22 protein-coding genes are annotated in these 22,561 nt (G+C 63.1%); 17 read left to right on the top strand and 5 right to left on the bottom strand.

The window, feature by feature from the left end; all coding sequences use genetic code 11:
* Positions 1-14: 14 nt before the first annotated feature.
* Together SAB01S_RS02800 and SAB01S_RS02805 are read right to left on the bottom strand one after the other, a co-directional pair.
* The gene (locus SAB01S_RS02800; RefSeq protein ID WP_062731628.1) at positions 15-1,061 is read right to left on the bottom strand and encodes a type III polyketide synthase; all 1,047 of its coding nucleotides are present in this window, start codon (positions 1,059-1,061) and stop codon (positions 15-17) included.
* A gap of 411 nt (positions 1,062-1,472) precedes the next feature.
* Positions 1,473-2,405 carry a LysR family transcriptional regulator gene (locus tag SAB01S_RS02805; protein ID WP_218016141.1) on the bottom strand — a complete coding sequence of 311 codons (933 nt, stop codon included), beginning with the start codon at positions 2,403-2,405 and terminating at the stop codon, positions 1,473-1,475.
* A gap of 170 nt (positions 2,406-2,575) precedes the next feature.
* Here SAB01S_RS02805 and SAB01S_RS02810 point away from each other — a divergent pair, with 170 nt between their 5' ends.
* The 5 genes from SAB01S_RS02810 (at position 2,576) to SAB01S_RS02830 (ending at position 5,661) form a co-directional block, all read left to right on the top strand.
* Positions 2,576-2,773: a zinc-binding dehydrogenase gene (locus SAB01S_RS02810; protein WP_245646402.1), complete on the top strand. Its 198-nt coding sequence runs from the start codon at positions 2,576-2,578 to the stop codon at positions 2,771-2,773.
* A 30-nt stretch (positions 2,774-2,803) separates the two neighbouring features.
* Positions 2,804-3,586 carry an NAD(P)H-dependent oxidoreductase gene (locus SAB01S_RS02815; protein WP_062731631.1) on the top strand — a complete coding sequence of 261 codons (783 nt, stop codon included), beginning with the start codon at positions 2,804-2,806 and terminating at the stop codon, positions 3,584-3,586.
* A gap of 68 nt (positions 3,587-3,654) precedes the next feature.
* Complete coding sequence (locus tag SAB01S_RS02820; RefSeq protein WP_218016142.1) at positions 3,655-4,176, top strand: SRPBCC family protein; 522 nt, start codon at positions 3,655-3,657, stop codon at positions 4,174-4,176.
* Between the two features lie 39 nt (positions 4,177-4,215).
* Positions 4,216-4,638, top strand: coding sequence for an ester cyclase (locus SAB01S_RS02825; RefSeq protein ID WP_218016143.1), 423 nt, complete (start codon positions 4,216-4,218; stop codon positions 4,636-4,638).
* Between the two features lie 240 nt (positions 4,639-4,878).
* A complete protein-coding gene (locus SAB01S_RS02830; protein ID WP_062731632.1) occupies positions 4,879-5,661 on the top strand; it encodes an NAD(P)H-dependent oxidoreductase in 783 nt (260 codons plus the stop codon).
* 116 nt (positions 5,662-5,777) lie between these two features.
* Here the strand turns inward: SAB01S_RS02830 and SAB01S_RS02835 are convergent, their stop codons facing one another.
* Positions 5,778-9,119: an autotransporter domain-containing protein gene (locus SAB01S_RS02835; protein WP_062731633.1), complete on the bottom strand. Its 3,342-nt coding sequence runs from the start codon at positions 9,117-9,119 to the stop codon at positions 5,778-5,780.
* A 321-nt stretch (positions 9,120-9,440) separates the two neighbouring features.
* Here SAB01S_RS02835 and SAB01S_RS02840 point away from each other — a divergent pair, with 321 nt between their 5' ends.
* The 3 genes from SAB01S_RS02840 to SAB01S_RS02850 are packed head-to-tail and all read left to right on the top strand — an operon-like array spanning position 9,441 to position 12,761.
* Positions 9,441-10,559 (top strand): Ppx/GppA phosphatase family protein, encoded by a 1,119-nt coding sequence (locus tag SAB01S_RS02840; protein ID WP_062731634.1) that lies wholly within the window; start codon positions 9,441-9,443, stop codon positions 10,557-10,559.
* Entirely contained in the window at positions 10,556-11,230 is a 675-nt protein-coding gene (locus SAB01S_RS02845; RefSeq protein ID WP_062731635.1) for an RlmE family RNA methyltransferase, read from the top strand. The genes SAB01S_RS02840 and SAB01S_RS02845 overlap by 4 nt, the downstream gene beginning before the upstream one ends.
* A 22-nt stretch (positions 11,231-11,252) precedes the next feature.
* On the top strand, positions 11,253-12,761 hold the full coding sequence (locus SAB01S_RS02850) for a YifB family Mg chelatase-like AAA ATPase (protein WP_062731636.1): 1,509 nt from the start codon (positions 11,253-11,255) through the stop codon (positions 12,759-12,761).
* Between the two features lie 33 nt (positions 12,762-12,794).
* On the opposite strand, the gene SAB01S_RS02855 is transcribed toward SAB01S_RS02850, so the two are convergent.
* Positions 12,795-13,175, bottom strand: a complete 381-nt coding sequence (locus SAB01S_RS02855) for a bactofilin family protein (RefSeq protein WP_174525602.1) — start codon at positions 13,173-13,175, stop codon at positions 12,795-12,797.
* Positions 13,156-14,334 (bottom strand): M23 family metallopeptidase, encoded by a 1,179-nt coding sequence (locus tag SAB01S_RS02860; RefSeq protein WP_062731638.1) that lies wholly within the window; start codon positions 14,332-14,334, stop codon positions 13,156-13,158. The genes SAB01S_RS02855 and SAB01S_RS02860 overlap by 20 nt, the downstream gene beginning before the upstream one ends.
* 445 nt (positions 14,335-14,779) lie before the next feature.
* On the opposite strand from SAB01S_RS02860, the gene rpsL reads away from it, so the two are divergent.
* From rpsL to rplB, 9 genes are all read left to right on the top strand, one after another.
* The gene (gene rpsL, locus SAB01S_RS02865; RefSeq protein ID WP_009820628.1) at positions 14,780-15,151 is read left to right on the top strand and encodes a 30S ribosomal protein S12; all 372 of its coding nucleotides are present in this window, start codon (positions 14,780-14,782) and stop codon (positions 15,149-15,151) included.
* 18 nt (positions 15,152-15,169) lie between these two features.
* Positions 15,170-15,640 (top strand): 30S ribosomal protein S7, encoded by a 471-nt coding sequence (gene rpsG, locus SAB01S_RS02870; protein ID WP_062731639.1) that lies wholly within the window; start codon positions 15,170-15,172, stop codon positions 15,638-15,640.
* Between the two features lie 159 nt (positions 15,641-15,799).
* Positions 15,800-17,893 (top strand): elongation factor G, encoded by a 2,094-nt coding sequence (gene fusA / locus SAB01S_RS02875; protein WP_021227558.1) that lies wholly within the window; start codon positions 15,800-15,802, stop codon positions 17,891-17,893.
* A 135-nt stretch (positions 17,894-18,028) separates the two neighbouring features.
* Positions 18,029-19,219: an elongation factor Tu gene (gene tuf / locus SAB01S_RS02880; RefSeq protein WP_021227557.1), complete on the top strand. Its 1,191-nt coding sequence runs from the start codon at positions 18,029-18,031 to the stop codon at positions 19,217-19,219.
* Positions 19,220-19,427: 208 nt separating this feature from the next.
* The gene (gene rpsJ, locus SAB01S_RS02885; RefSeq protein ID WP_007686587.1) at positions 19,428-19,736 is read left to right on the top strand and encodes a 30S ribosomal protein S10; all 309 of its coding nucleotides are present in this window, start codon (positions 19,428-19,430) and stop codon (positions 19,734-19,736) included.
* 283 nt (positions 19,737-20,019) lie between these two features.
* A complete protein-coding gene (gene rplC, locus SAB01S_RS02890; RefSeq protein ID WP_021227556.1) occupies positions 20,020-20,775 on the top strand; it encodes a 50S ribosomal protein L3 in 756 nt (251 codons plus the stop codon).
* 3 nt (positions 20,776-20,778) lie between these two features.
* Positions 20,779-21,402: a 50S ribosomal protein L4 gene (gene rplD, locus SAB01S_RS02895; protein WP_021227555.1), complete on the top strand. Its 624-nt coding sequence runs from the start codon at positions 20,779-20,781 to the stop codon at positions 21,400-21,402.
* Entirely contained in the window at positions 21,395-21,709 is a 315-nt protein-coding gene (locus SAB01S_RS02900) for a 50S ribosomal protein L23 (protein ID WP_004208721.1), read from the top strand. The genes rplD and SAB01S_RS02900 overlap by 8 nt, the downstream gene beginning before the upstream one ends.
* 10 nt (positions 21,710-21,719) lie before the next feature.
* Positions 21,720-22,556: a 50S ribosomal protein L2 gene (gene rplB, locus SAB01S_RS02905; RefSeq protein ID WP_062731640.1), complete on the top strand. Its 837-nt coding sequence runs from the start codon at positions 21,720-21,722 to the stop codon at positions 22,554-22,556.
* The last annotated feature ends 5 nt before the right edge of the window (positions 22,557-22,561 follow it).

Genomic DNA, 22,561 nt, shown 5'->3' on the forward strand with positions numbered 1-22,561 from the left:
CGGCCTGGACCCTTTCAGCGAGCATCGCACCATTCAAAGCGAAAACCTTCCATCGCCAGACCCGGCCCGAAAGCCAGCGCGACGCCGCTTTCAGGCCGATCCTGCATGAACCGTTCGAGCACGAACATCAGCGTGGAGGAGGACATGTTGCCGAAGTCGCGGAGCACTGCGCGCGAGTGATCCAGACTATGCTCGTCCAGTTCGAGTCCGTCAGCGACGGCATCAAGGATGGAACGGCCACCCGCATGGACGGCGAAAGCCGCCGGCTTTTTGCCGTCACCCAAGATGCGCTGGCGCACATCGAGGCGCTTCAGCGCGGCACCTATCTTGCCCGGTACTTTGCCCGAAAGCCGCATTTGGAAACCGGTATCACCGATCTGCCATGTGATCAGTTGGTCGCTTTCCTCCAGCGCTGCGGCTATTCCGGTTCCGATCGAAAGCCCTGTGCCGCTGCCGCTGACGATCGCGGCAGCCGCACCGTCGCCAAACTGCGCGCCCGCCAGCAACGGCTCTATTTCCACGGTCTGCTGATGATGCAGGGTCGACAATTCGACGGTCACCACGAGCACGCGCGCCTGGGGTTCGGAGCGAACGATATGGCGGGCTGTCCGCAAAGCCGTGACGGCGGCGTAGCACCCCATGAAGCCGATCAGCACACGCTCGACATCGTCCGCGAGACCCAGTCGACGCGCAACGATCTGGTCGATCCCCGGAGCGACGAAGCCGGTGCAACTGGCCACGACGAGATGGGTGATGTGGCCGAGCTCGCCCAGTTTCCCGATCGCGGCCAATGCAAGCGTCGGCGCTTCTTCGGCATAGAGCGTCATCCTCAGCGCGGTGGACGGGGCTTCGGCTGAGTAGAAGCCATCCCCTTCGTCCAGCCTGGCGTCATTTTCCGACAGCACTGACCAGCGATGCTCGATCCCCGAACGCTCGGACATCCGGGCATATAGCTTTGCTTCCCGCTGCCCCTTCAGCTGCCGCATGGCCCAGGCGCGATAGTCCTCTTCGAAATCGCATGCCGGAACCGCGGTTGCCAGCCGATTGATTATTGCTGTCACTTTCGTGGAAATCCTAGCTTTCCTGAGTAAACTGTTTTGATTGGCTGTCGTTCCGCTCCGGCCGCTGGCCGCCAAATTGAACGCACTGGCTATTCATTTGCCCGCCCGCCCTGATGCAAGGAAAAGATGATGGACCTTTGGCCTACATTACGGTGCCGTCCGGAGTTTGGCACTGTCCTCGACCTTGCGACAGCCGAACTTTAGGACCGTTTCCTGCGCGACCCTTTTTAGGGCATGTCGGTTATCTTCCAACACTGACTCGCAAATTGCAGTGGTGGAGCGATAGCCTTGGCCATCGCGTCATGACCAATGGCGGCATACCGCCTGATCTCCTAGAGCCGCCGCTCGCGATCGTTCCATGTGGAATCGTTTTGGGAAATGGACCCAGCCATTTATAGGCCGGCCGGAATGTCATGCCAAAGCAGCGAGCCTATCACGCAGCCAGATTTGCGCTGGATGGTTAGTCGTGCGTTCGTGCCAGATACTGGCAATGGCAAATCCGGGTATGTGAAGCGGCGGTTCCAGCAGCTGCACCCGCTCTGACCAACCGTCTGCGATCCGGCGGGGGATCAGCGCGATCATATCGGATCGTGACACGATCTCCGGCACGATCAGGAAGCCCGGCGTGGACAACACGACGTTGCGACGACGGCCGAACGCCTCGAGAGCCGTATCGGTAGGCCCGGCAAAACCGCCGCCCTTAGGCGAAACGACGACGTGGTCCAATGCGCAGAACAAGTCCAAATCCAGAGAGCCGCGGATGCTTGGATGCCCCTGCCGCGCGACGACAACATATTCCTCATCGCAAAGCCGGCGCTGGCGCATCCCCACCGGCGCACTTTCGGGCATTGCCAAGGCCAGATCCACTTCTCCACGCTCAAGCTGTGTCGTCAGCGCCATCAGGTCGAGCGCCCGCCACGCGATGCGGATCATTGGCGCCTCGGCCCGCAGGGTGACCGAGTATCGTGCCAACAACGCATATTGGACGTAGTCGCTCGCCGCGATCACCACGGTCGCACGCAGGGTTTCGGGATTAAACGGCGCTCCTTGCTCAACGACCCGGCGAACACCGTCCAGCGCCTCCTGCAGCGGCTGCATCATGTCGAGTGCCCGCTGCGTCAGGATCATTCCGCGCTGGCTCGGGATCAGGAGCGGATCGCCCAGAGCCTCGCGGAGGCGCGCCAGCCGTGCCGACATGGCGGGCTGACTGAGATTCAGCCGGCGCGCGGCGCGCGTGGCGTTGCGCTCCTTAAGCAGCGTTTCGAGCGTCACGAGAAGTCCCAGATCGAAATTCTTGGTATCCATATTTTCGATAGCAACACATAAAATGTTCGATTTCAACAAATACCGGAGCCACGCCATATAGATGGGAGCGGGCTAGATCCCGAAGCGCTTCATTCGACGGCACGGATTCCGGTTCACCTATGAAAGCTATTCAGGAGTATCCGCGGCGAGGGTTAGATGGCCTGACGCTGATTGACCTCCCTGACCCCGGCGATCCGGGACCGACCGCCATGCTCCTGGCGCGGCAGCAGCGCCTTCAGGGCCTTAACGTCGGCAGCCGCAGGCATCAGAGGGACCTGATCCCGGGCATCGACGCCGTCCAAGTTAAACCGGTGATCGACCGCTCCTTTCCCTTGGCCGAAATCGCTGACGCCTTCCGGTTCCAGGAATCTGGCGGCCACTTCGGCAAGATCGTCGTCGAGTTCTAGCAATCCTCCCACCATCAGGAAAAGATCAACATGAAGGTTCTCATCGTCTACGCGCACCCTGAGCCAACTTCGCTGACACGGCAACTGGTCAACGAGACCGCTGAGACGTTATCGGCGGCCGGGCATTCGGTGATGCATTCGGACCTCTACGGCATGAAGTGGAAGGCGGTCTACGACGCCGATGACTTTCCGAAGCGTGCGAACCCCGAACGATTGTCACTCATCGATGAGGGAGGACACGCTTACGCAAGCGGAAATCAGTTGGCCGAAGTGGCGGTTGAGCAGCAGAAGCTGCTCGAGGCGGATGCCGTCATCCTGCAGTTCCCGATGTGGTGGTACTCACCGCCCGCGATCCTGAAGAGCTGGATAGAGCGGGTCTTCGTCTGGGGCTTTGGCTTCGGCTATAAAGATGGCACCAACAATTACCGGTTTGGCGCCGGTATCCTCAAGGGCAAGCGAGCGCTGATCAACGTGCAGACAGGTGGCGGGGCAGCCGACTATGGCCCGCGCGGTATCAACGGCCCGATCGAGCAACTGCTGTTTCCATTGACGCATGGCGCGCTGTTCTACGCCGGGATGGACGTGCTCCCGACGCATGCGGTCCATAGCACGATGCGCGTTTCTACGCAGGAGCAAGTCGAAGCGATCAAGGCAGCATGGCGTGATCGTCTCGCCGGGCTGTTCACCGACACGCCGATCCCCTTCCGGTCGCAGAACGGCGGCGATTTCCCCGACCGCCACACCATGGCCGACCATGTTGCGCCGGGCCAGACCGGCCTCGCCGCACACTTTGCCGATCCGAGCGGCGCGTAAAGAGCGCCACCGAGGTCGGGCGGGGACGGGCCCGCCACGAGGCCGACAACAGCAGGAAAGCACATAGCATGATGAACGCGATCGAGTGGCCGGAAGGCTATCTTCCCGGTTACACCGATAATTTCGTTTCAAACGAGGTGATCTTCGCCGGGTTGACCGCCGCCGAGATCTGGCCGCTCCTCACCGAGCCGACGCGCTGGCCAAGCTATTATGCCAACAGCTCCAAGGTCCGCTTCGATAACGGCGATGGCCCGGTGCTATCGCTCGGCCGCCGCTTCTCATTCGATACGTTCGGCTTCACGATCAACGCTGAGGTGGTCGAGTATGTCGCCCCCACCCGCGGCGAGCCCGGACGGGTCAGCTGGCACGGCTGGGGCGGCGAGGGCGATGGCCGCCTGGACGTACACCATGCCTGGCTCGTTGAGGATCTGGATGGGAGTCGGGTCCGCATCCTGACACAGGAGACCCAGAACGGCGCCCCGGCCAAGGATTTGGCCACGACTTGGCCGAACCCCATGCTTAACGGCCACCAGGAATGGCTTGACGGACTGACCGCCGCAGCTCGCAGTGCAAGCGGTGACGGCCGGTAACCGCGCTCAATACACATTACCCATGCTATTCGGGAGAACATGATGACTGATCCTGTCAATACTTTCATGCTGCGCTTCGTGCAGTTCATCAACACGGCCGACGAAAAGCTTGGTGAGGAGCTCATTGCGCCGAATGCAGAATTTTTCGTTCCTTATCAAAGCGAACCGCTCATAGGGCCGCCCGGATGGCTCGCAGCAATCGAGGTAATGCGCGGCGGCTTTCCGGACATCCAGTGGAGGCTTGAGGAGTTGATTTTCGAGGGTGAGAAGATCGCCGCGAGATACACGATGCGTGGCACACACGAAGGCGCCTTCTTCGGAGTACCGGCGACCGGACGGCAGATCACGGTCCAAACCATGAACTTCTACGATATGGCCAACGGGAAGATCGTCGGCGAGCGCGGCCAGCCCGATCTGCTCGGGTTGCTGCAGCAGATCGGTGCCGTGCCGGCGCCCGGCTGATCGCGCAGATCCACCAAATGGCAGGTTTCGCGCCGGCACCGGCTGAGTCGTGTCCGTCAACTCCACCAAAATTGAGCAGTTGCATTCCGCGCCTAAAGCGGCCGGTAGATCAGAAGCATCCCGGACCAGATGTATGAAGGCCAAAATCGTGGATGACTTCCCGTTCCAGAAATCCGGCGGCTATTCCGGCAAGGCATTCGTCGGGTTCTACCAGCTCTCAACGATCAAGGAGAGATCTTCGTGAAAGTTCTCATCGTTTACGCGCACCCTGAGCCTACTTCGCTGACACGGCAGATGGTCAATGTGACTGCTGAGACGTTGTCGGCAGCGGGGCACATCGTCATCCATTCGGACCTCTACGGCATGAAGTGGAAGGCAGTATATGACGCCGATGACTTCCCCTCGCGTGACAGCCCCGAACGGCTGTCGTTCATCACGGAGTCGGGGCATGCCTACCGAAGCGGGCATCAGACGCCCGACGTGATCGTCGAGCAGCAGAAGTTGCTCGCGGCCGACGCCGTGATCCTGCAATTTCCGCTGTGGTGGTACGGCGCGCCGGCAATCCTCAAAGGCTGGATAGACCGGGTCTACGCCTTCGGTTTTGCCTATGGCTATCAGAATGGCACCAACGAGTTCCGCTTTGGCGACGGCATCCTCAAGGGCAAGCGGGCGCTGGTCAATGTGCAGGCCGGCGGCCCGGCGGCCGATTACGGCCCGCGGGGCATCAACGGGCCGATCGAACAATTGCTATTCCCGTTGACCCATGGAGCCCTGTTTTATCCTGGCATGGACGTGCTCCCGACGCACGCGGTCTATGGCGCGGGTCATGTTTTCACAGCGGAGGAAGTGGAGGCGATCAAGGCGGCGTGGCGTGTGCGTCTCGCCGGGCTATTCACCGACACGCCAATTCCCTTCCGGCCGCAAAATGGCGGCGACTTCCCTGACCGTCACACCATGGCCGACCATGTCGCGCCGGGACAAACCGGCCTCGCTGCACACGTTGCCGATGTGGTCGACGCATAGGAGCCCACCCATTTGCTGTGAAACCGGTCGAGATGTGACGATCATCAATGATCACGGGATAAAAAAAGAGCCGCCTCCAAGGTTGGAAGCGGCTCTTTTCATGGCTCAAGCGCGACTCAGAAGCGGAATTTCAGGCTTGCGCGATAGCTCTGATATTCCACGTCGCTGCGCCAGGCGGTCGTATCCGCCGACAGGCTGATGTCGACATTGCCGGTCGTGACCGTCAGGCCACCACCGATTTCCGCCCAGTTCTTGTCCTGACCGCCCAGCGCGAAGGGCGCGAGCGGGCCGGTGCCGCCGATCAGGTTCGCCTGCAGGAAGGCGGGCTGATCGCGGAACTCGTGGACATAATTAGCGGTCAGATAGGGGCGGAAACCACCACGATCGGCCTTGACCGTGGCACCCAGGCGGCCCTGCGCGCTCTGGATCGCCTTGCGCTGGATGACCAGCGCTGCATCCCCGCCATATTCGGCCAGATTGCCCGAGCTGATATAGGCGCCACGCAGCGCCGCGCGCGGCACGATGCTGAATGCGTCGGTGCCCAACGCCTTGCTGAGGCCGATTTCACCCGACAGCGCCAGCTCCTGATCGCTGCCATAGAGGGTGTAGGGCGTCGTGCCGACCGAGAAGGACCGGCGCGAGCGCGTTGCCATGGTGCCTGCGCTGCCGACCGCGTCGAGCTTCAGCCCGCCAAGGTCGAACGCGCCATAGACGGTGCCCTGATACAGGCGCGCCCGGCCCCAGTCACTGGCGGCCGTATTGCCCTTCAGCTCGCTGAACGAGGCGGAAAGACCGACGACGCCATTGTCCCCAAACGCCTTTTCCACACCCAGCGCGGCATACCAGCCGTCGAACGTGTCGCGGCCCATCGGCATGATCGAGCGCATCGGCTGCGCCTTGCCGTCGATATAGCCGCCCGCAAGGAACGCGCTCATGTCGTCGGGCAGCACGCCTTCGCGCGTCACGCTTTCATTGCCGCCCTGGTCCATGCCGAGGTCGATATTGTTGAGGCTTGCGGCTGCCAACTGCATCGGCTGGCCCGTCATGGTCAGCGTACCGCCCATGGCTCCGCCGTCCAGCTTGGTCAGACGGTCACGATAGAAACGCGCCATATTGTCGTTGAGCACTTCGCTCATCGACGTCTTGAGCGTTTCAGTGCGCGGCGCCATCGCCTCCAGCGTCGCCTGGATGCCCTCGACGCTCAGCAGGTCCGCCTCGCCATAGAGATTGGCGTAGTTGGCGTAGAGCGACCGGTTCTGGTCAAGCAGCTGGCCAAAGCTGGTCTGCGTGACCGATGCGCCATTGACGACATCGGCATATAGCCCGGCGTCGATGCGCATGGAAACGGCATTGTCGCTATAGCTCAGCACGGGCTTGAGGATCGCGGTCAGCTGCGCGGGCTGTTCGAAGCTGCCCTCGACGCCGCCTTCGGCCGTGACGAAAGTATAGCTGTCGCCATAGCGCGGTCGGGTGCCGCTGGTGGCGCCGATGGCCACCCGGCCACCGACCGAAGCGACGCCGTCATCGCCCGCTTCGCTGGTCTTGACCGCCAGCACGTCAGACGTGCCATTGGGGCCGATATCGATGTGCAGGGTGCTGCCGGAAGTGAGGATCGCATTGCCCTCGACCGTCAATGTGCCGACCGTGCCGACGCCGCCGGGCGCGATCGTGCCCATGACGTTGGTGAGGAAGGGGGTGCGCACCGTGCCGCTGCCAGAGAGCAGGCCCGACAGCAGGAAGTAATCGCCGGTGCTGTTGAGCGCACCGTCGACATTCACGCGGCCGGCCAGATGGGCTACGTCCATCTCGCTGGTCAGCGATCCTTCGCTGGTGATGTCGAGCGCCGCTTCCGTGCCCGAAATCGTGAAGCGATCAATGGTCACGTCGGTGTCGAGCGTGGTGGTGCCCGCCGCGCTCAGCGTCACGTCATAATAGCGTCCGATGACGCCTTCCGACGCGACCGGATCGATATTATTGGGGACAAAGCCGCTCGCGCCGGGCAGACCGTTGGCCAGCGTCGCGTCGGGCAGGGCGGTCGCGGTGACGTCGCCTTCCGCCTGCGGCTGCGCGGTCGTATCCAGCGATGCATTGGCGGCGGTGGGGCTGCGCTCGGCGATTTCGACCTTGCCCTTGTTGTTCGAAACCGTCTTGCCGCCCGTGCTGGCGACCGCCTGCGTTTCGTCCGTCACTGGTTCACCATTGACGATCAGCGTGTCGGTGCCGACGTCGTAGCAGACATTGTCCGACCCATCAGTGGGCTGGTAGCAGAGCTGGCCAAATTTCTGTGCGTCGTCCTGTCCGAACGCCCCCGCGCCCGGCGAGGTCGGAACGCCGTTCACCAGCGAACCATTGCTGTCGATGATACGATAATTGGGGTCGAGCGCGGTCACCCAGTGATCGGCATCGCTCCATTTGCCGTCACCGGCCTTGGCTGTGGCGTAGCGATACGGGTTGTTTTCCGCGATCCAGTCCCAGAACAGGTAGAGCGGCTGGTAGAAGGACGTGCCGCCATAGGAGCTTTCGGGCTGGTCGAAGAAATAGCGGCTGCCGCCCGACAACACGCCCAGGATCGTCTTTTCGTTGAACGTCTGATCCAGGATCAGCGGACCGCCGGAGTCGCCGCCTGCGGTATTGCCTTCATTGGGCAGCGCGTCGTCCTTGAACGCGTTGAAGTCGAACGGATTCTCGCGATCCGGATCATCAAAGTCGGTCTGGTAGAGATTTTGCGTATAGCCGCCCGCCGAGCCGAACAGGAAGCTGTCGACATCATCCAGCGAGCCGAGCATGCCGAGGAAATTCTCGGCCGTCTTGCGGCGGAAATCGATGCCGCCGCTATTGCCGGTCGTTCCACTGCCGGTTCGGCCATAGCCGGTGATGGTGACATGATAGCCGGTGCCGGTCGTTTCGCTGATCGCGTCGGGCGCGGGCAGGGCGGAAAACAGCATCGTCCATGTCGGCACATCGGCGGCGGGCGTGTCCAGCGTCGCCATCGCGACGTCGCCATAAAGGAAGCTGAGCGCCGGCGGATCGAGCGAGTCGGGATTATAGGCGATATTGTTGACGTTATAGACGCTGAGCGATGTGTTGGTGCGATAGCCGTTCGAAATCCAGTCGATCAGGCCCGGACGGGCGTCATTCTGGAAGGCGAAGGCCACGGGCACGCCGCCATTGACCGTGCTGTAATCGGGCGTCGTCAGGTCGTTCACGCAGTGGGCCGCGAAGATCACGGTCCGCGGATTGATCAGCGTGCCAGTGCACACAAATCCGTCGTCGCGATACATGATGCCAACGCCGTTCACGTCGCTGCCGTCGACAATGTCGTCCGGAGTCAAATTGTCGTTCGGTACGACCGCCTGTGCGGCAGGTGCGATGCTCAGCGCTGCGGCAGCGACGGAGGCAAAGAGGCTGGAACGACCGGCGCGCGCCAGCATTCCCGCCCCATTCTTACGAATGTGCATGATAAACTCCCCATAGACCGGGGGCAAAGCTAACCAACGGAATTGGCGAACACAATTGGCGGGGAAAATAAAGTTTATGCCTGTCGTAAATTAGTCACTATGCTGCCGATCAACTTGCATCGGGACTGGTCGCCTCTGTGCCGCTGGTCCATCTCGTCTGTCTTTCGCCTATCACATCTTTGCCCTGCCTACGTTGCTGACTGTTACGCGCACGTTCCGCCCATCTGGTCCTGCCTTGCGTATCGCGGCTCTTCTGCTTAAGCATGAAGACAAGTTCCGATCCCAAACGGGGTCGGCGATACAGAAGAAGCGAGTTACGGCATGGTGCAGCAGAGCCGCCCATCGCCGCAGAGTTCCGGCCCGTCCGGCGGTTATGTGGGCAAGCATGCCCGCTCCGGATCGGGCAATGGGAGCAAGGCTGCGGCCATTCCTCCCCCGGCAAAGCAGCGGGGCTTTTCGTCCGCGGGCGCGCGTGACCGGCGATCCTATGCCGCCATTGATCTGGGCACCAATAACTGCCGGCTGCTGATCGCCAAGCCATCGGCTGACGGGTTCATCGTCGTCGATGCCTTTTCACGCATTGTCCGGCTGGGCGAGGGATTGGCGTCGTCGGGACGGATCAGCGACGCGGCAATCGACCGCGCCATCGCGGCCCTGTCCGTGTGCGCGGACAAGCTGCGCCGTCGCCATGTGACGCTTGCGCGATCGGTCGCGACCGAAGCCTGTCGCCGCGCATCCAACGGATCGGAATTCATCCAGCGCGTCTATCGCGAAACCGGCATCGCACTCGACATCATCAGCGCGCAGGAAGAGGCGCGACTGGCGGTGCTGGGTTGTCATGCCTTGTTGGAGCCGGGCGACGGGCCGGCGCTAATTTTCGACATTGGCGGCGGCTCCACCGAACTGGTGCTGGTTGACGCGCATGGTGACGGCGCGCCGCACATCGTCGATTGGGTGAGCGCGCCCTGGGGCGTCGTGTCGCTGACCGAAAGCGAGGCATTCGATCATGACGATCCGGCCGAGCGGCTGGCCGCCTATGGCCGTATGCGTGCCCGCGTGTCGGAGGCGTTCCTGCCGCTCGCGCGCCGCCTGCCGCGAGACGCGCATGGCATCCGCCTGCTCGGCACATCGGGCACGGTGACGACGCTGGCCAGCCTGCACCTCAACCTGCCGCGCTACGACCGCCAGGTGATCGACGGGTTGATCGTGCCGTGCGACGCGATGCGCGCCATTTCGGACCGGCTTTCGGGCATGGCGCTGGCCGAGCGGCAGCAGCTTCCGTGCATCGGCACCGAACGGGCCGACCTGGTCGTCGCGGGATGCGCGATATTGGAATCGATCCTTGACATCTGGCCGGCGGAGCGGCTGGGCGTCGCCGATCGGGGCATTCGCGAAGGCATTTTGCGCGGCCTGATGGATCGCGACGGGAGGGCGATGTGAGAGGTGCGGGCGCAGGCAAGGTTCGCGTCAAGACCGCGAAAGGCCGCACCGCGCAGTCGGTGCGCTGGCTCGAACGGCATCTGAACGACCCCTATGTCAAGAAGGCGAAGGCTGAGGGCTGGCGCAGCCGCGCCGCCTTCAAACTCATCGAACTCGACGAGAAATTCCATTTCGTGAAGGGATCGCGCGCGGTCGTGGACCTGGGCGTGGCGCCGGGCGGCTGGGCGCAGGTGGTGCGCAAGATGGCGCCCAAGGCGGCAGTGGTGGGCATAGACCTGCTGCCGACCGATCCCATTGCCGGCGTCACCCTGTTCGAAATGGATTTCATGGACGAAAAGGCGCCAGACCTGCTGCGCAAGGCGCTGGGGCAAGAGCCGGACCTTGTCATTTCGGACATGGCGGCCAACACCGTCGGCCATGCCCAGACCGATCATCTGCGCACTATGGGCCTGGTCGAGGCGGCGGCGCAATTCGCGGTCGAAAATCTGCGCAAGGGCGGCACTTTTGTTGCCAAGGTGTTTGCCGGCGGCACGGATGCCGAACTGCTGGCGGTGCTGAAAAGACATTTCACGACCATCAAGCACGCCAAGCCGCCGGCCAGCCGCAAGGGCAGCGTCGAATGGTATGTCGTGGCGCAAGGGTTCAAGGGCAGGGCGGACGATCCGGCCTGAACGGCTGGACCAAGGGGGGCATTTGGTCGCAACGGTTTCGACGGTCGCCTATCTGGGGCTGGAGGCGCGCGCCGTGGAGGTGCAGTGCCAGCTGGTCCCCGGCCTGCCTAATTTCATCCTTGTTGGCCTGCCCGACAAGGCGGTTGCCGAAAGCCGCGAGCGGGTGCGCAACGCCATCGCCGCGATCGGCCTGTCGCTGCCGCCCAAGCGGATCACGGTGAACCTGTCGCCTGCCGATCTGCCCAAGGAAGGATCGCATTTCGACCTGCCGATCGCGCTGGCTTTGCTGGGGGCGATGGGCGTCATCGATGCCGAGACGCTGTCGGGCTATGTCGTGGTGGGCGAATTGGGGCTGGACGGGCGGACCGCGCCGTCGCCCGGTGTGCTGCTGGCGGCGCTGCATGCCGGTGGGCAGGATATGGGGCTGGTCTGCCCCGCCGCGCAGGGGGCGGAGGCGGCTTGGGCCGGGCAGGTGGAAGTCGTCGCCACGCCCGACCTTTTAAGCCTGCTCAATCATTTCAAGGGCACGGCCGCGCTGTCGCCGCCGCAGCCGGGGATTATCGAATCGCCGCTGCGCACCGCCGACCTCCGCCAAGTGAAGGGACAGGAAGTCGCCAAGCGCGCGCTGGAAATCGCGGCGGCGGGCGGGCACAACCTGTTGATGGTCGGGCCGCCGGGTGCGGGCAAATCGCTGATGGCCAGTTGCCTGCCCGGCATTTTGCCGGACATGACCCCGTCGGAGGCGCTGGAAAGCTCCATGGTGGCCAGCGTCGCAGGAACGCTGGAAGGCGGCCGGATCAGCCGCGCGCGCCCCTTCCGCAATCCGCATCACAGCGCGTCGATGGCCGCATTGGTCGGTGGCGGGCTGAAAGCGCGACCGGGCGAGGTCAGCATGGCGCATCTGGGCGTGCTGTTCCTCGACGAATTGCCTGAATTTCAGCGGGCCGTGCTGGATTCGCTGCGCCAGCCGCTGGAAACGGGCGAGGTCACGGTGGCGCGCGCCAATGCGCATGTGACTTTTCCGGCGAGGGTGCAACTGATCGCGGCGATGAATCCCTGCCGCTGCGGCCATCTGGGCGATCCGGCGCTCGCCTGTTCCCGCGCGCCGCGCTGTGCGGCTGATTATCAGGCCAAGGTGTCGGGGCCGCTGCTCGACCGCATCGACCTGCATGTGGAAGTGCAGGCGGTGACCGCTGCCGATCTGGTGTTGCCCCCGCCGGCGGAGGGGTCTGCCGAAGTGGCGGGCCGGGTCGCGGCGGCGCGCGCGGCGCAGACGGCCCGCTATGGCGGGACGTCGACGCGGACCAATGCCGAAGTCGATGGGGAACGGCTGGAAGAAGTGGCCGGGCCGGACGAGGCGGGGCGACAGCTGCTGGCCCAGGCGGCTGCCGCCATGAAGTTGTCCGCGCGCGGCTACACCCGGGTGTTGCGCGTCGCGCGCACTATCGCGGACCTGGCTGGCGCCGAGCGGGTCGGGCGCGCCCATATTGCCGAAGCCTTGAGTTATCGCCGCCGTGCGCCGGTGAACTAAGTCCGGGCCGCGCGGCAGAGCGGACGCTGACGCCTATTCCGCCGCTTCGTTCGCCAGCAGCTTTATCTCGGTCGGCGCGTCGCTCGCCTTCGGGCTGAAGCGCCCTTCGATCCTGCTGCCCGGCTCGATCGTGATGCGCTCATAGGTGACGTCGCCGGTAATCCGGGCGCTGCTTTCCACCACCAGCTCCCCGGCCGCGATGGACCCGTCGACGAGCCCCGCCAGCCGCGCGCTCTGCGCGGTGACATGGCCAATGATGCGGCTGTCGGGTCCCTGCACCAGAGCGGCGCACCGGATATCGCCCTCCACCATTCCGTCGACATGCAGGTCGACGCTGGCCGAAATGTCGCCAGTGATGGTGACGTCGCCCCCGATGAGCGAGAAGGGGATGGCTTTACCCCCGGTCGCCGACATCGGCGAAGCGGGCCTTGGCGATTTGCTGGACTTTGAGAACATCTTTGCGAGCCTCCAGGAAGCGGCGCGGGTTGATGGCCTGGCCGTTGAGACGGACCTCGAAATGCAGATGCGGGCCGGTCGAACGGCCGGTCGATCCCATGCGACCGATCGTCTCGCCGCGCGAAACCTTCTCGCCGACATGCGCGGCAAAGCCCGACAGATGCGCGTAGCGGGTCATGATGCCATTGCCATGCGTCACTTCCACGACATTGCCATAGCCGCTGCGCTGGCCGACGAAGCTGACCTTGCCATCGGCGGCTGCATTTATGGGCTGGCCGCGGTGGCCGGGGAAATCCAGTCCGGCGTGAAAGGCGGCGTGACCGTTGAACGGGTCGCGGCGATAGCCGTAGGAACTGGACAGCATCGGCGTGCTGGTGGGCTGGCCCGATGGGATGGACAGCAGGCTGCGTTCCAGAAACTCCATCCGCGCCATTGCGTCGGCCAGGTCTTCCAGCTCCCCGGTCAGCGCCTTTTCATCGCCGCTCCACGGCACGAACGGACCGCCCTGCGCGCGGGCCGCGCTGCGCGCCAGCTTGTCGGGATCGAGGCCGAAGCTGCGAATCGCGGCGGCAGCCCGTTCGGCCCGGCGTTCCACGGCGCCCGTCAGCAACAGGGCAAAGCGCCGCTGCCGATCCTCAAGGCGCATCAGGGGCGCGGCTTCCGGTCCCAGGCTGACCTTCGTGGCTTGCGCGGACTTGTCATCCGGCACGTCCTTGCCCAGCAGATCCTCGCCGGCCTTGTCGTCTTCACCGCCGAAATGCGCGCGGTAGAGTTCATCCATGAAATCCTGACGCGCGTCCAGGTCCTGCGCCAGTTGATCGACCGATTTGCGATAGTCCGCGACCTTGCCGGCGGCCTTGGCGACCGACTGGCCCTTCGCCGCGAGCGCGGCGCGCTCCTGCTTGAGCGCCATGCCGTCGATGGCCATGGTGACGGTCACGCCGCCCCAGCCAAGCAGAATGGCGGCCGCACCGCCCAGCGTCAGAAGCTGCGCGCGGCGGCTGATACGGATGAATTTGACTTGTCCGCCCGAACGCAAAAAAATTTCGCGCTCCGGGCAAAGCGCATTCCACCATGCGCGGAGGGCAACGACCCTCTGGCTATTCCACTGCAACAATGACGACCCCGTGCTCTTTTCGAGTCGGGCCGGTAGCAAAGAGCGGTCGGAGTCGCGAATCCAGCCTGCCTTACGCGGGGTGAGACGAACTGTTGGCGCGACAAAATGATGTTTCCGGCATTTTGTTCCATCTCGAGGAAATAAATATTGGCTGGAATAGCGGTGGAGCCGGGCGAGCCTGTGTCCTCAGCGGAGGGCCTTGGGGCCGGCTTGACCATCCGGGGGGACGCGGCTATAGCGCCGCCTGCCCAGCGGCCTTGCCGTGCGAAGACTTGTCTCCTCGCGTCATATCGGCTGAGCGACATTAGAGCTGAACATTGCCGGGTGCTCTTGCGGCTCCAGGGGGCTTATGCCCGCCGGGGCCTTTGCTGTTTGGCGGAATCCTCCGCTTTGCGCACAGGACGCGGGAATGCCGGTAAAGTAACTGAAAAAGGTGAAGGGCTTCATGCCAACGATCAACCAGCTGGTCCGCAAGGGCCGCGAACTGCAGAAGGCCAAGTCGAAGGTCCCTGCAATGGAGGCGAATCCGCAGAAGCGCGGCGTTTGCACTCGCGTCTACACGACGACCCCGAAGAAGCCCAACTCGGCGCTTCGCAAGGTGGCGAAGGTGCGTCTGGTTAACCAGCGCGAAGTCATCACCTATATTCCGGGTGAAGGTCATAACCTTCAGGAGCACTCGGTCGTGCTGATCCGTGGCGGCCGCGTACGCGACCTTCCCGGTGTGCGTTACCATGTGCTGCGCGGCGTTCTGGATACCCAGGGCGTCAAGGACCGCAAGCAGAGCCGTTCGAAGTACGGCGCGAAGCGTCCGAAGTAAGAAGGGGAGACCAGGAATATGTCACGTCGTCGTCGCCCCGAAAAGCGCGTTATCCTGCCGGATCCCAAATTCGGTGATATCGTGCTGTCGAAGTTCATGAACAGCATCATGCAGGACGGCAAGAAGGCCGTTGCCGAATCGATCGTCTATGGCGCTCTCGAAACTGTCGAGGCCCGCGCCAAGAAGGACCCGATCGGCATGTTCCATGATGCGCTGAACAATGTGAAGCCGGGCATCGAGGTCCGCAGCCGCCGTGTCGGTGGTGCGACCTACCAGGTTCCCGTCGAAGTGCGTCCCGAACGCGCCCAGGCGCTGGCCATCCGCTGGCTGATCACCGCCGCGCGCAACCGCAGCGAAACCACGATGGCCGCGCGCCTGTCGGGTGAGCTGCTGGACGCCGCCAACAACCGCGGCAATGCCGTGAAGAAGCGCGAAGACACGCACCGCATGGCGGAAGCGAACCGCGCCTTCTCGCACTACCGCTGGTAAAGAGGAGGGCGGGCGCCTTCGTGCCCGCTCTTCCATCAGGGTCTTGAACATCGGTCCGTTCGTCAGGGGTGCTACCCATGGCGGACGGATTGGTTTAGGGGCCTCGCGCAGAACAAACGAATCCCCTCACCGCCGGTGCGCCGGCAACGGAGAAGCATCATGGCCCGCAGCCATCCGCTCGAACATTATCGTAATTTCGGTATCATGGCGCATATCGACGCCGGCAAGACCACCACGACCGAGCGCATCCTTTACTACACCGGCAAGTCCTACAAGATCGGCGAAGTCCATGACGGCGCCGCGACCATGGACTGGATGGAGCAGGAGCAGGAACGTGGTATCACCATCACGTCGGCTGCGACGACCTGCGTGTGGAAGGCGGCTGAGGGCAAGGGCCCCGAACATCGCCTGAACATCATCGACACCCCCGGCCACGTCGACTTCACGATCGAAGTCGAGCGTTCGCTGCGCGTGCTCGACGGTGCGGTTGCCGCGTTTGACGGCGTTGCCGGCGTGGAGCCGCAGTCGGAAACCGTGTGGCGCCAGGCGGACAAGTATAAAGTGCCGCGCATGTGCTTCATCAACAAGCTCGATCGCACCGGCGCTGACTTCTATTACTGCGTGCAGACGATCATCGATCGCCTGGGCGCGACCCCGGCCGTGCTCTATCTGCCCATCGGCGCGGAAAGCGATTTCAAGGGTCTGGTGGACCTCGTCGAAAACCGCGCGATCATCTGGAAGGATGAGAGCCTGGGCGCGGAATTCTATTATGAAGACATCCCCGCCGACCTCGCCGACAAGGCTGCCGAATATCGCGAAAAGCTGATCGAACTCGCCGTCGAACAGGATGACGAGGCGATGGAAGCCTATCTGGAAGGCAATGAGCCCGACACCGCGACGCTCAAGAAGCTGATCCGCAAGGGCACGCTGGGCCACGCCTTCGTGCCGGTGCTGTGCGGCAGCGCGTTCAAGAACAAGGGCGTTCAGCCGCTGCTCGACGCCGTCGTCGACTATCTGCCTTCGCCGCTCGACATCGAAGACGTCCAGGGCGTCAAGATGGACGGCGAAACGCCCGACAGCCGTCCGACCGCCGACGACGCGCCCTTCTCGGGCCTGGCGTTCAAGATCATGAACGATCCCTTCGTGGGCTCGCTCACCTTCCTGCGCATCTATTCGGGTACGCTCACCAAGGGCACCTATCTGAACTCGGTGAAGGACAAGAAGGAAAAGATCGGCCGCATGCTGCTGATGCATGCCAACAGCCGCGAAGACATCGATACCGCCTATGCCGGTGACATCGTCGCGCTGGCCGGCATGAAGGAAACGACCACGGGTGACACGCTGTGCGCCGAGCGCCAGCCGATCATTCTTGAGCGCATGGAATTCCCCGAGCCGGTCATCGAACTGTCGGTGGAACCCAAGACCAAGGCCGACCAGGAAAAGATGGGCGTCGCCCTCAATCGCTTGGCCGCCGAGGATCCGTCCTTCCGCGTGTCGACCGACCATGAATCGGGCCAGACCATCATCAAGGGCATGGGCGAACTTCACCTCGAAATTCTCGTCGACCGCATGAAGCGTGAGTTCAAGGTCGAGGCGAATGTCGGCGCGCCGCAGGTCGCCTATCGCGAATATCTGAAGAAGCCGGTCGACATCGACTACACCCACAAGAAGCAGTCGGGCGGCACCGGCCAGTTCGGCCGCATCAAGGTGAAGCTGACGCCGGGCGAACGCGGCGCGGGCATCATCTTCAAGGACGAGATCAAGGGCGGTAATATTCCCAAGGAATATATCCCCGCGATCGAAAAGGGCATGCGCGAAACCGCGGCCACCGGCTCGCTGATCGGTTTCCCGATCATCGACTTCGAAATCCTGCTCTATGACGGCGCCTATCACGACGTCGACTCATCGGCGCTGGCGTTCGAAATCACCGGCCGTGCCGCGATGCGCGAAGCGGCGCAGAAATCGGGCATCACCCTGCTCGAACCGGTCATGAAGGTCGAAGTCGTGACCCCGGAGGAATATCTGGGCGATGTCATCGGCGACATGAACAGCCGTCGCGGCCAGATCCAGGGCACCGACACCCGCGGCAATGCGCAGGTGGTTGAAGCCATGGTGCCGCTGGCCAATATGTTCGGCTATGTGAACTCGCTGCGTTCCTTCACCCAGGGCCGTGCGAACTACTCGATGATCTTCTCGCATTATGACGAAGTGCCGCAGAATGTTGCGGACGAGGTCAAGGCGAAGATGGCCTGAGGGTAATCCCGGGGCGACCCGTGCAAACGGGTCGGTTTGGGGCTGGTAATCTGTAAATTTGCTGCTATGGACGCGCCTTCGCGAGGCGCGGCCGAGCGGTCTGACCAAGCTGATTTGATTAGAAGGTAGGAAAAAATGGCTAAGGCTAAGTTTGAGCGGAACAAGCCGCACTGCAACATCGGCACCATCGGTCACGTCGACCATGGCAAGACCTCGCTGACCGCGGCGATCACCAAGGTGCTGGCCGAAACCGGCGGCGCGACCTTCGTCGACTATGCCAACATCGACAAGGCTCCCGAAGAGCGCGAGCGCGGCATCACCATCTCGACCGCGCACGTCGAATATGAAACCGAAGCGCGTCACTATGCGCACGTCGACTGCCCGGGTCACGCTGACTACGTCAAGAACATGATCACCGGTGCGGCCCAGATGGACGGCGCGATCCTCGTCGTTTCGGCCACCGACGGCCCGATGCCGCAGACCCGCGAGCACATCCTGCTCGCCCGCCAGGTCGGCGTGCCGCAGCTGGTCGTGTTCATGAACAAGGTCGACTTGGTCGACGACGCCGAAATCCTCGAGCTGGTCGAGCTGGAAATCCGCGAACTGCTGAGCAGCTACGATTTCGACGGCGACAACATCCCCGTCATCCCCGGCTCGGCCGTGAAGGCGCTGGACGGTTCGAACGATGAAATCGGTCGTGAAGCCGTGCTGAAGCTGATGCAGGCTGTCGACGAATTCATCCCGCAGCCCGAGCGTCCGGTGGACAAGGCGTTCCTGATGCCGATCGAAGACGTGTTCTCGATCTCGGGCCGCGGCACCGTCGTCACCGGCCGTGTCGAAACCGGCATCATCAAGGTTGGTGAAGAAGTCGAAATCGTCGGTCTGAAGCCGACCGCCAAGACCACCGTCACCGGCGTGGAAATGTTCCGCAAGCTGCTCGACGAAGGTCGTGCGGGCGACAATATCGGCGCGCTGGTGCGCGGCACGAAGCGTGAAGAAGTCGAGCGTGGTCAGGTTCTGGCCAAGCCCGGCACCATCACTCCGCACACCGAATTCGACGCCGAAGTGTACGTGCTGTCGAAGGAAGAAGGCGGCCGTCACACCCCGTTCTTCGCCAACTATCGTCCGCAGTTCTACTTCCGCACGACCGACGTGACCGGCGAAGTGATCCTGCCCGAGGGCACGGAAATGGTCATGCCCGGCGATAACGTGAAGCTCGGCGTCAAGCTCATCGCCCCGATCGCGATGGACTCGGGTCTGCGTTTTGCGATCCGCGAAGGCGGCCGCACCGTCGGCGCAGGGGTTGTCGGCACGATCTCGAAGTAATATAGGACCGCAGCGGCGCAAATCGTCTGATTCGCGCCGCTCGGAATTTCTGCCGCCCCGGATCGCCTTTCTCCGGCTCCCATGGAGCTAGAAGGGCAGGGAAGGGGCGGATATTTTTTGTTGGCGCATTTCCGCAAGTCATCGGCTGCTCCGGCTGACTTTCGAAAATGCTCCGGGTTTTTGGCTCTTTCGCATCGGTACAGGAACAATGGACAGCAATATCCGCATTCGCCTCAAGGCGTTCGATCATCGCGTGCTCGATCAGGCGACCGGCGACATCGCCGACACCGCCCGCCGCACCGGCGCCCTCATCCGCGGTCCGATTCCTCTTCCGACGCGCATCGAAAAGTTCACGGTCAACCGTGGCCCGCATATCGACAAGAAGTCGCGCGAGCAGTTCGAAGTCCGCACTTACAAGCGTATGCTTGACATTGTGCAGCCGACGCCGCAGACGGTCGACGCGCTGATGAAGCTGGATCTGGCTGCCGGCGTGAACGTGGAAATCAAGCTGGCCTGACGCCGGCAAGTCCCTGCTCCCCGCCTTCGGGCTGATGGGTGAGCAGGGTATCGGGTACTTTGCCAAGGCAGAGGCTCAAACGACACAAGGGATACCGCACGGCCGCCGGTGAACCGGCAAGGCGCGTGGTCCTGGTCCCCCGTCGCCTTCCCCGAGAGGGGTCGGCATCCAACCCTGACGGGGTGATCGCTAATTTGGGTTGGGCCGCGAAGGATATCTCCTTTGCGGTTTTTTCGTTGGATACGCCCGTTGCTAAGACGGGCCTCTATGGGAGTAATCAGTGATGCGCACAGGCGTGATCGCTAAGAAAGTCGGGATGACCCGTCTGTTCCAGGAGGACGGACGACACGTACCGGTTACGGTTCTGGCCCTTGAAGGCAACCAGGTCGTGGCGCGCAAGGAAACCGATCGGGATGGCTATGTTGCCGTTCAGCTCGGCGCCGGCGTCGCCAAGGTCAAGAATGTGGCCAAGCCGCAGCGTGGCCAGTTCGCCAAGGCCGAAGTCGAGCCCAAGGCTCGCCTGGTCGAATTCCGCGTCGCCGAGGATGCGCTCCTTGACGTCGGCGCTGAAATCGCGGCCGACCACTTCGTCGCTGGCCAGCTGGTCGACGTCGCCGGCCATACCCAGGGTAAGGGTTTTGCCGGCGCCATGAAGCGTTGGGGCTTCGGCGGTATGCGCGCCACCCATGGCGTGTCGATCAGTCACCGTGCCCATGGTTCGACCGGTAATCGCCAGGATCCGGGTCGCGTCTTCAAGAACAAGAAGATGGCCGGTCACATGGGTGATCGCGAGCGGACCCAGCAAAATCTGGAAATCGTGCGCACCGACGTCGAGCGCGGCCTGCTGTTCGTCAAGGGCAGCGTTCCGGGCGCCAAGGGCACCTGGCTGACCGTCAAGGATGCCGTCAAGGTTCCGCGTCATGCCGATGCTCCCTATCCGGCCAGCCTGAAGGCTGCTGCCAACAGCAACAACGCTCCGGCCGAGACGCCCGCTGATGAAGCGGCGGCTCCCGAAGCGACCGAAGGCCAGGAGGGCTAAACCATGAAGGTCAATGTACAGACCCTCGACGCGCAGTCTGCCGGCGAGCTGGAGCTGAACGATGCCGTGTTCGGCGTCGAGCCCCGCACCGACATCCTGCACCGCGTCGTCACCTGGCAGCTGGAAAAGCGCCGCGCGCCGGCTCGCGCCACCCGCGAGCGTTCGGACGTTGCCCGCACCGGCAAGAAGTTCGGTCGTCAGAAGGGTGGCGGCACCGCCCGTCACGGCGACCGCAAGGCGCCCGTGTTCATCGGCGGTGGTAAGGCGCACGGCGCCCGCGCCCGTGACTTTGGCCACGACCTCAACAAGAAGGTCCGTGCCCTGGGTCTCAAGATGGCGCTGTCGGCGAAGGCCAAGGACGGTTCGCTGATCGTTCTGGACAGCTTCGACGTGGCTGAAGGCAAGACCAAGACCTTGGTCGCGCATCTCGCCAAGCTGAACCTCAACAAGGCGCTGTTCATCGACGGTGACGCGGTGAACGTCAGCTTCGCAAAGGCATCGGCGAACATCGTCGGCGTCAACCTGCTGCCGGCCGTTGGCGCCAACGTCTACGACATCCTGAAGGCCGATTCGCTGGTGCTGACCCGCGCCGCGGTCGAAAAGCTGGAGGCCCGTTTCAATGGCTAAGAAAGAAGCCGCGACCGTGGACAACCGTCATTTCGACGTCGTTGTCGCGCCGGTCATCACCGAGAAGTCGACGCTTCTCTCCGAAAATAATGCCGTGGTCTTTCAGGTCGCCAATGACGCGTCCAAGCCGGAGATCAAGGCGGCTGTCGAAGCCCTGTTCGGCGTGACCGTTAAGGCGGTCAACACGCTGGTCCAGAAGGGCAAGGTTAAGCGCTGGAAGGGCAAGCCCTACAAGCGCAACGACGTGAAGAAGGCGATCGTGACGCTGGCCGAAGGTCAGTCCATCGACGTCACCACCGGAATCTGAGGCGGGATAGATGGCACTCAAGCACTATAATCCGACCAGTCCCGCGCAACGCGGCCTGATCCTCGTCGACAAGTCGAGCCTGCACAAGGGCAAGCCCGTCAAGGCGCTGACCGAAGGCAAGCGCAAGACCGGTGGCCGCAACAACAAGGGCCATGTAACCTCGCGCGGCATCGCGGGCGGTCACAAGCAGCGCTATCGCATCGTCGACTTCAAGCGTCGCCTCTGGGACGTGGAAGGCACGGTCGAGCGTCTGGAATATGACCCCAACCGCACCGCCTTCATCGCGCTGGTCAGCTATGCCGACGGCACCCAGGCCTATGTCCTGGCGCCGCAGCGTCTTGCCCCCGGTGACAAGATCATCGCCGGCAAGAAGACCGACGTGAAGCCGGGCAACGCGATGGAACTGGGCCAGATGCCGGTCGGCACCATCATCCACAATATCGAGATGAAGCCGGGCAAGGGCGGTCAGCTCTGCCGTTCGGCGGGCACTTACGCCCAGCTCGTCGGCCGCGATCGCGGCATGGTGATGGTCCGCCTGTCTTCGGGCGAGCAGCGCTACATTCGTTCGGACTGCATGGGCACCATCGGCGCCGTGTCGAACCCGGACAATGCCAACACCAATCTTGCCAAGGCCGGTCGTAACCGCTGGCTGGGCAAGCGTCCGCTGACGCGCGGTGTTGCCAAGAACCCGGTCGACCACCCGCATGGTGGTGGTGAGGGCCGGACCTCGGGTGGCCGTCATCCGGTCACGCCCTGGGGCAAGCCGACCAAGGGTGCGCGCACCCGCCACAACAAGGCGACGGACAAGTTCATCATCCGTAGCCGCCACGCGAAGAAGAAGAGGTAAGCGAG

The organism is Sphingobium abikonense NBRC 16140 (assembly GCF_001598335.1).
Taxonomy (GTDB): Bacteria; Pseudomonadota; Alphaproteobacteria; order Sphingomonadales; family Sphingomonadaceae; genus Sphingobium; species Sphingobium abikonense.

Coding starts and splice junctions, on each gene's coding strand:
- SAB01S_RS02810 (WP_245646402.1), top strand. CDS start 2,576: ATGCTCCTGGCGCGGCAGCAGCGCCTTCAGGGCCTTAACGTCGGCAGC.
- SAB01S_RS02815 (WP_062731631.1), top strand. CDS start 2,804: ATGAAGGTTCTCATCGTCTACGCGCACCCTGAGCCAACTTCGCTGACA.
- SAB01S_RS02820 (WP_218016142.1), top strand. CDS start 3,655: ATGATGAACGCGATCGAGTGGCCGGAAGGCTATCTTCCCGGTTACACC.
- SAB01S_RS02825 (WP_218016143.1), top strand. CDS start 4,216: ATGATGACTGATCCTGTCAATACTTTCATGCTGCGCTTCGTGCAGTTC.
- SAB01S_RS02835 (WP_062731633.1), bottom strand. CDS start 9,119: ATGCACATTCGTAAGAATGGGGCGGGAATGCTGGCGCGCGCCGGTCGT.
- SAB01S_RS02840 (WP_062731634.1), top strand. CDS start 9,441: ATGGTGCAGCAGAGCCGCCCATCGCCGCAGAGTTCCGGCCCGTCCGGC.
- SAB01S_RS02855 (WP_174525602.1), bottom strand. CDS start 13,175: ATGTCGGCGACCGGGGGTAAAGCCATCCCCTTCTCGCTCATCGGGGGC.
- rpsL (WP_009820628.1), top strand. CDS start 14,780: ATGCCAACGATCAACCAGCTGGTCCGCAAGGGCCGCGAACTGCAGAAG.
- rpsG (WP_062731639.1), top strand. CDS start 15,170: ATGTCACGTCGTCGTCGCCCCGAAAAGCGCGTTATCCTGCCGGATCCC.
- fusA (WP_021227558.1), top strand. CDS start 15,800: ATGGCCCGCAGCCATCCGCTCGAACATTATCGTAATTTCGGTATCATG.
- tuf (WP_021227557.1), top strand. CDS start 18,029: ATGGCTAAGGCTAAGTTTGAGCGGAACAAGCCGCACTGCAACATCGGC.
- rpsJ (WP_007686587.1), top strand. CDS start 19,428: ATGGACAGCAATATCCGCATTCGCCTCAAGGCGTTCGATCATCGCGTG.
- rplC (WP_021227556.1), top strand. CDS start 20,020: ATGCGCACAGGCGTGATCGCTAAGAAAGTCGGGATGACCCGTCTGTTC.
- rplD (WP_021227555.1), top strand. CDS start 20,779: ATGAAGGTCAATGTACAGACCCTCGACGCGCAGTCTGCCGGCGAGCTG.
- SAB01S_RS02900 (WP_004208721.1), top strand. CDS start 21,395: ATGGCTAAGAAAGAAGCCGCGACCGTGGACAACCGTCATTTCGACGTC.
- rplB (WP_062731640.1), top strand. CDS start 21,720: ATGGCACTCAAGCACTATAATCCGACCAGTCCCGCGCAACGCGGCCTG.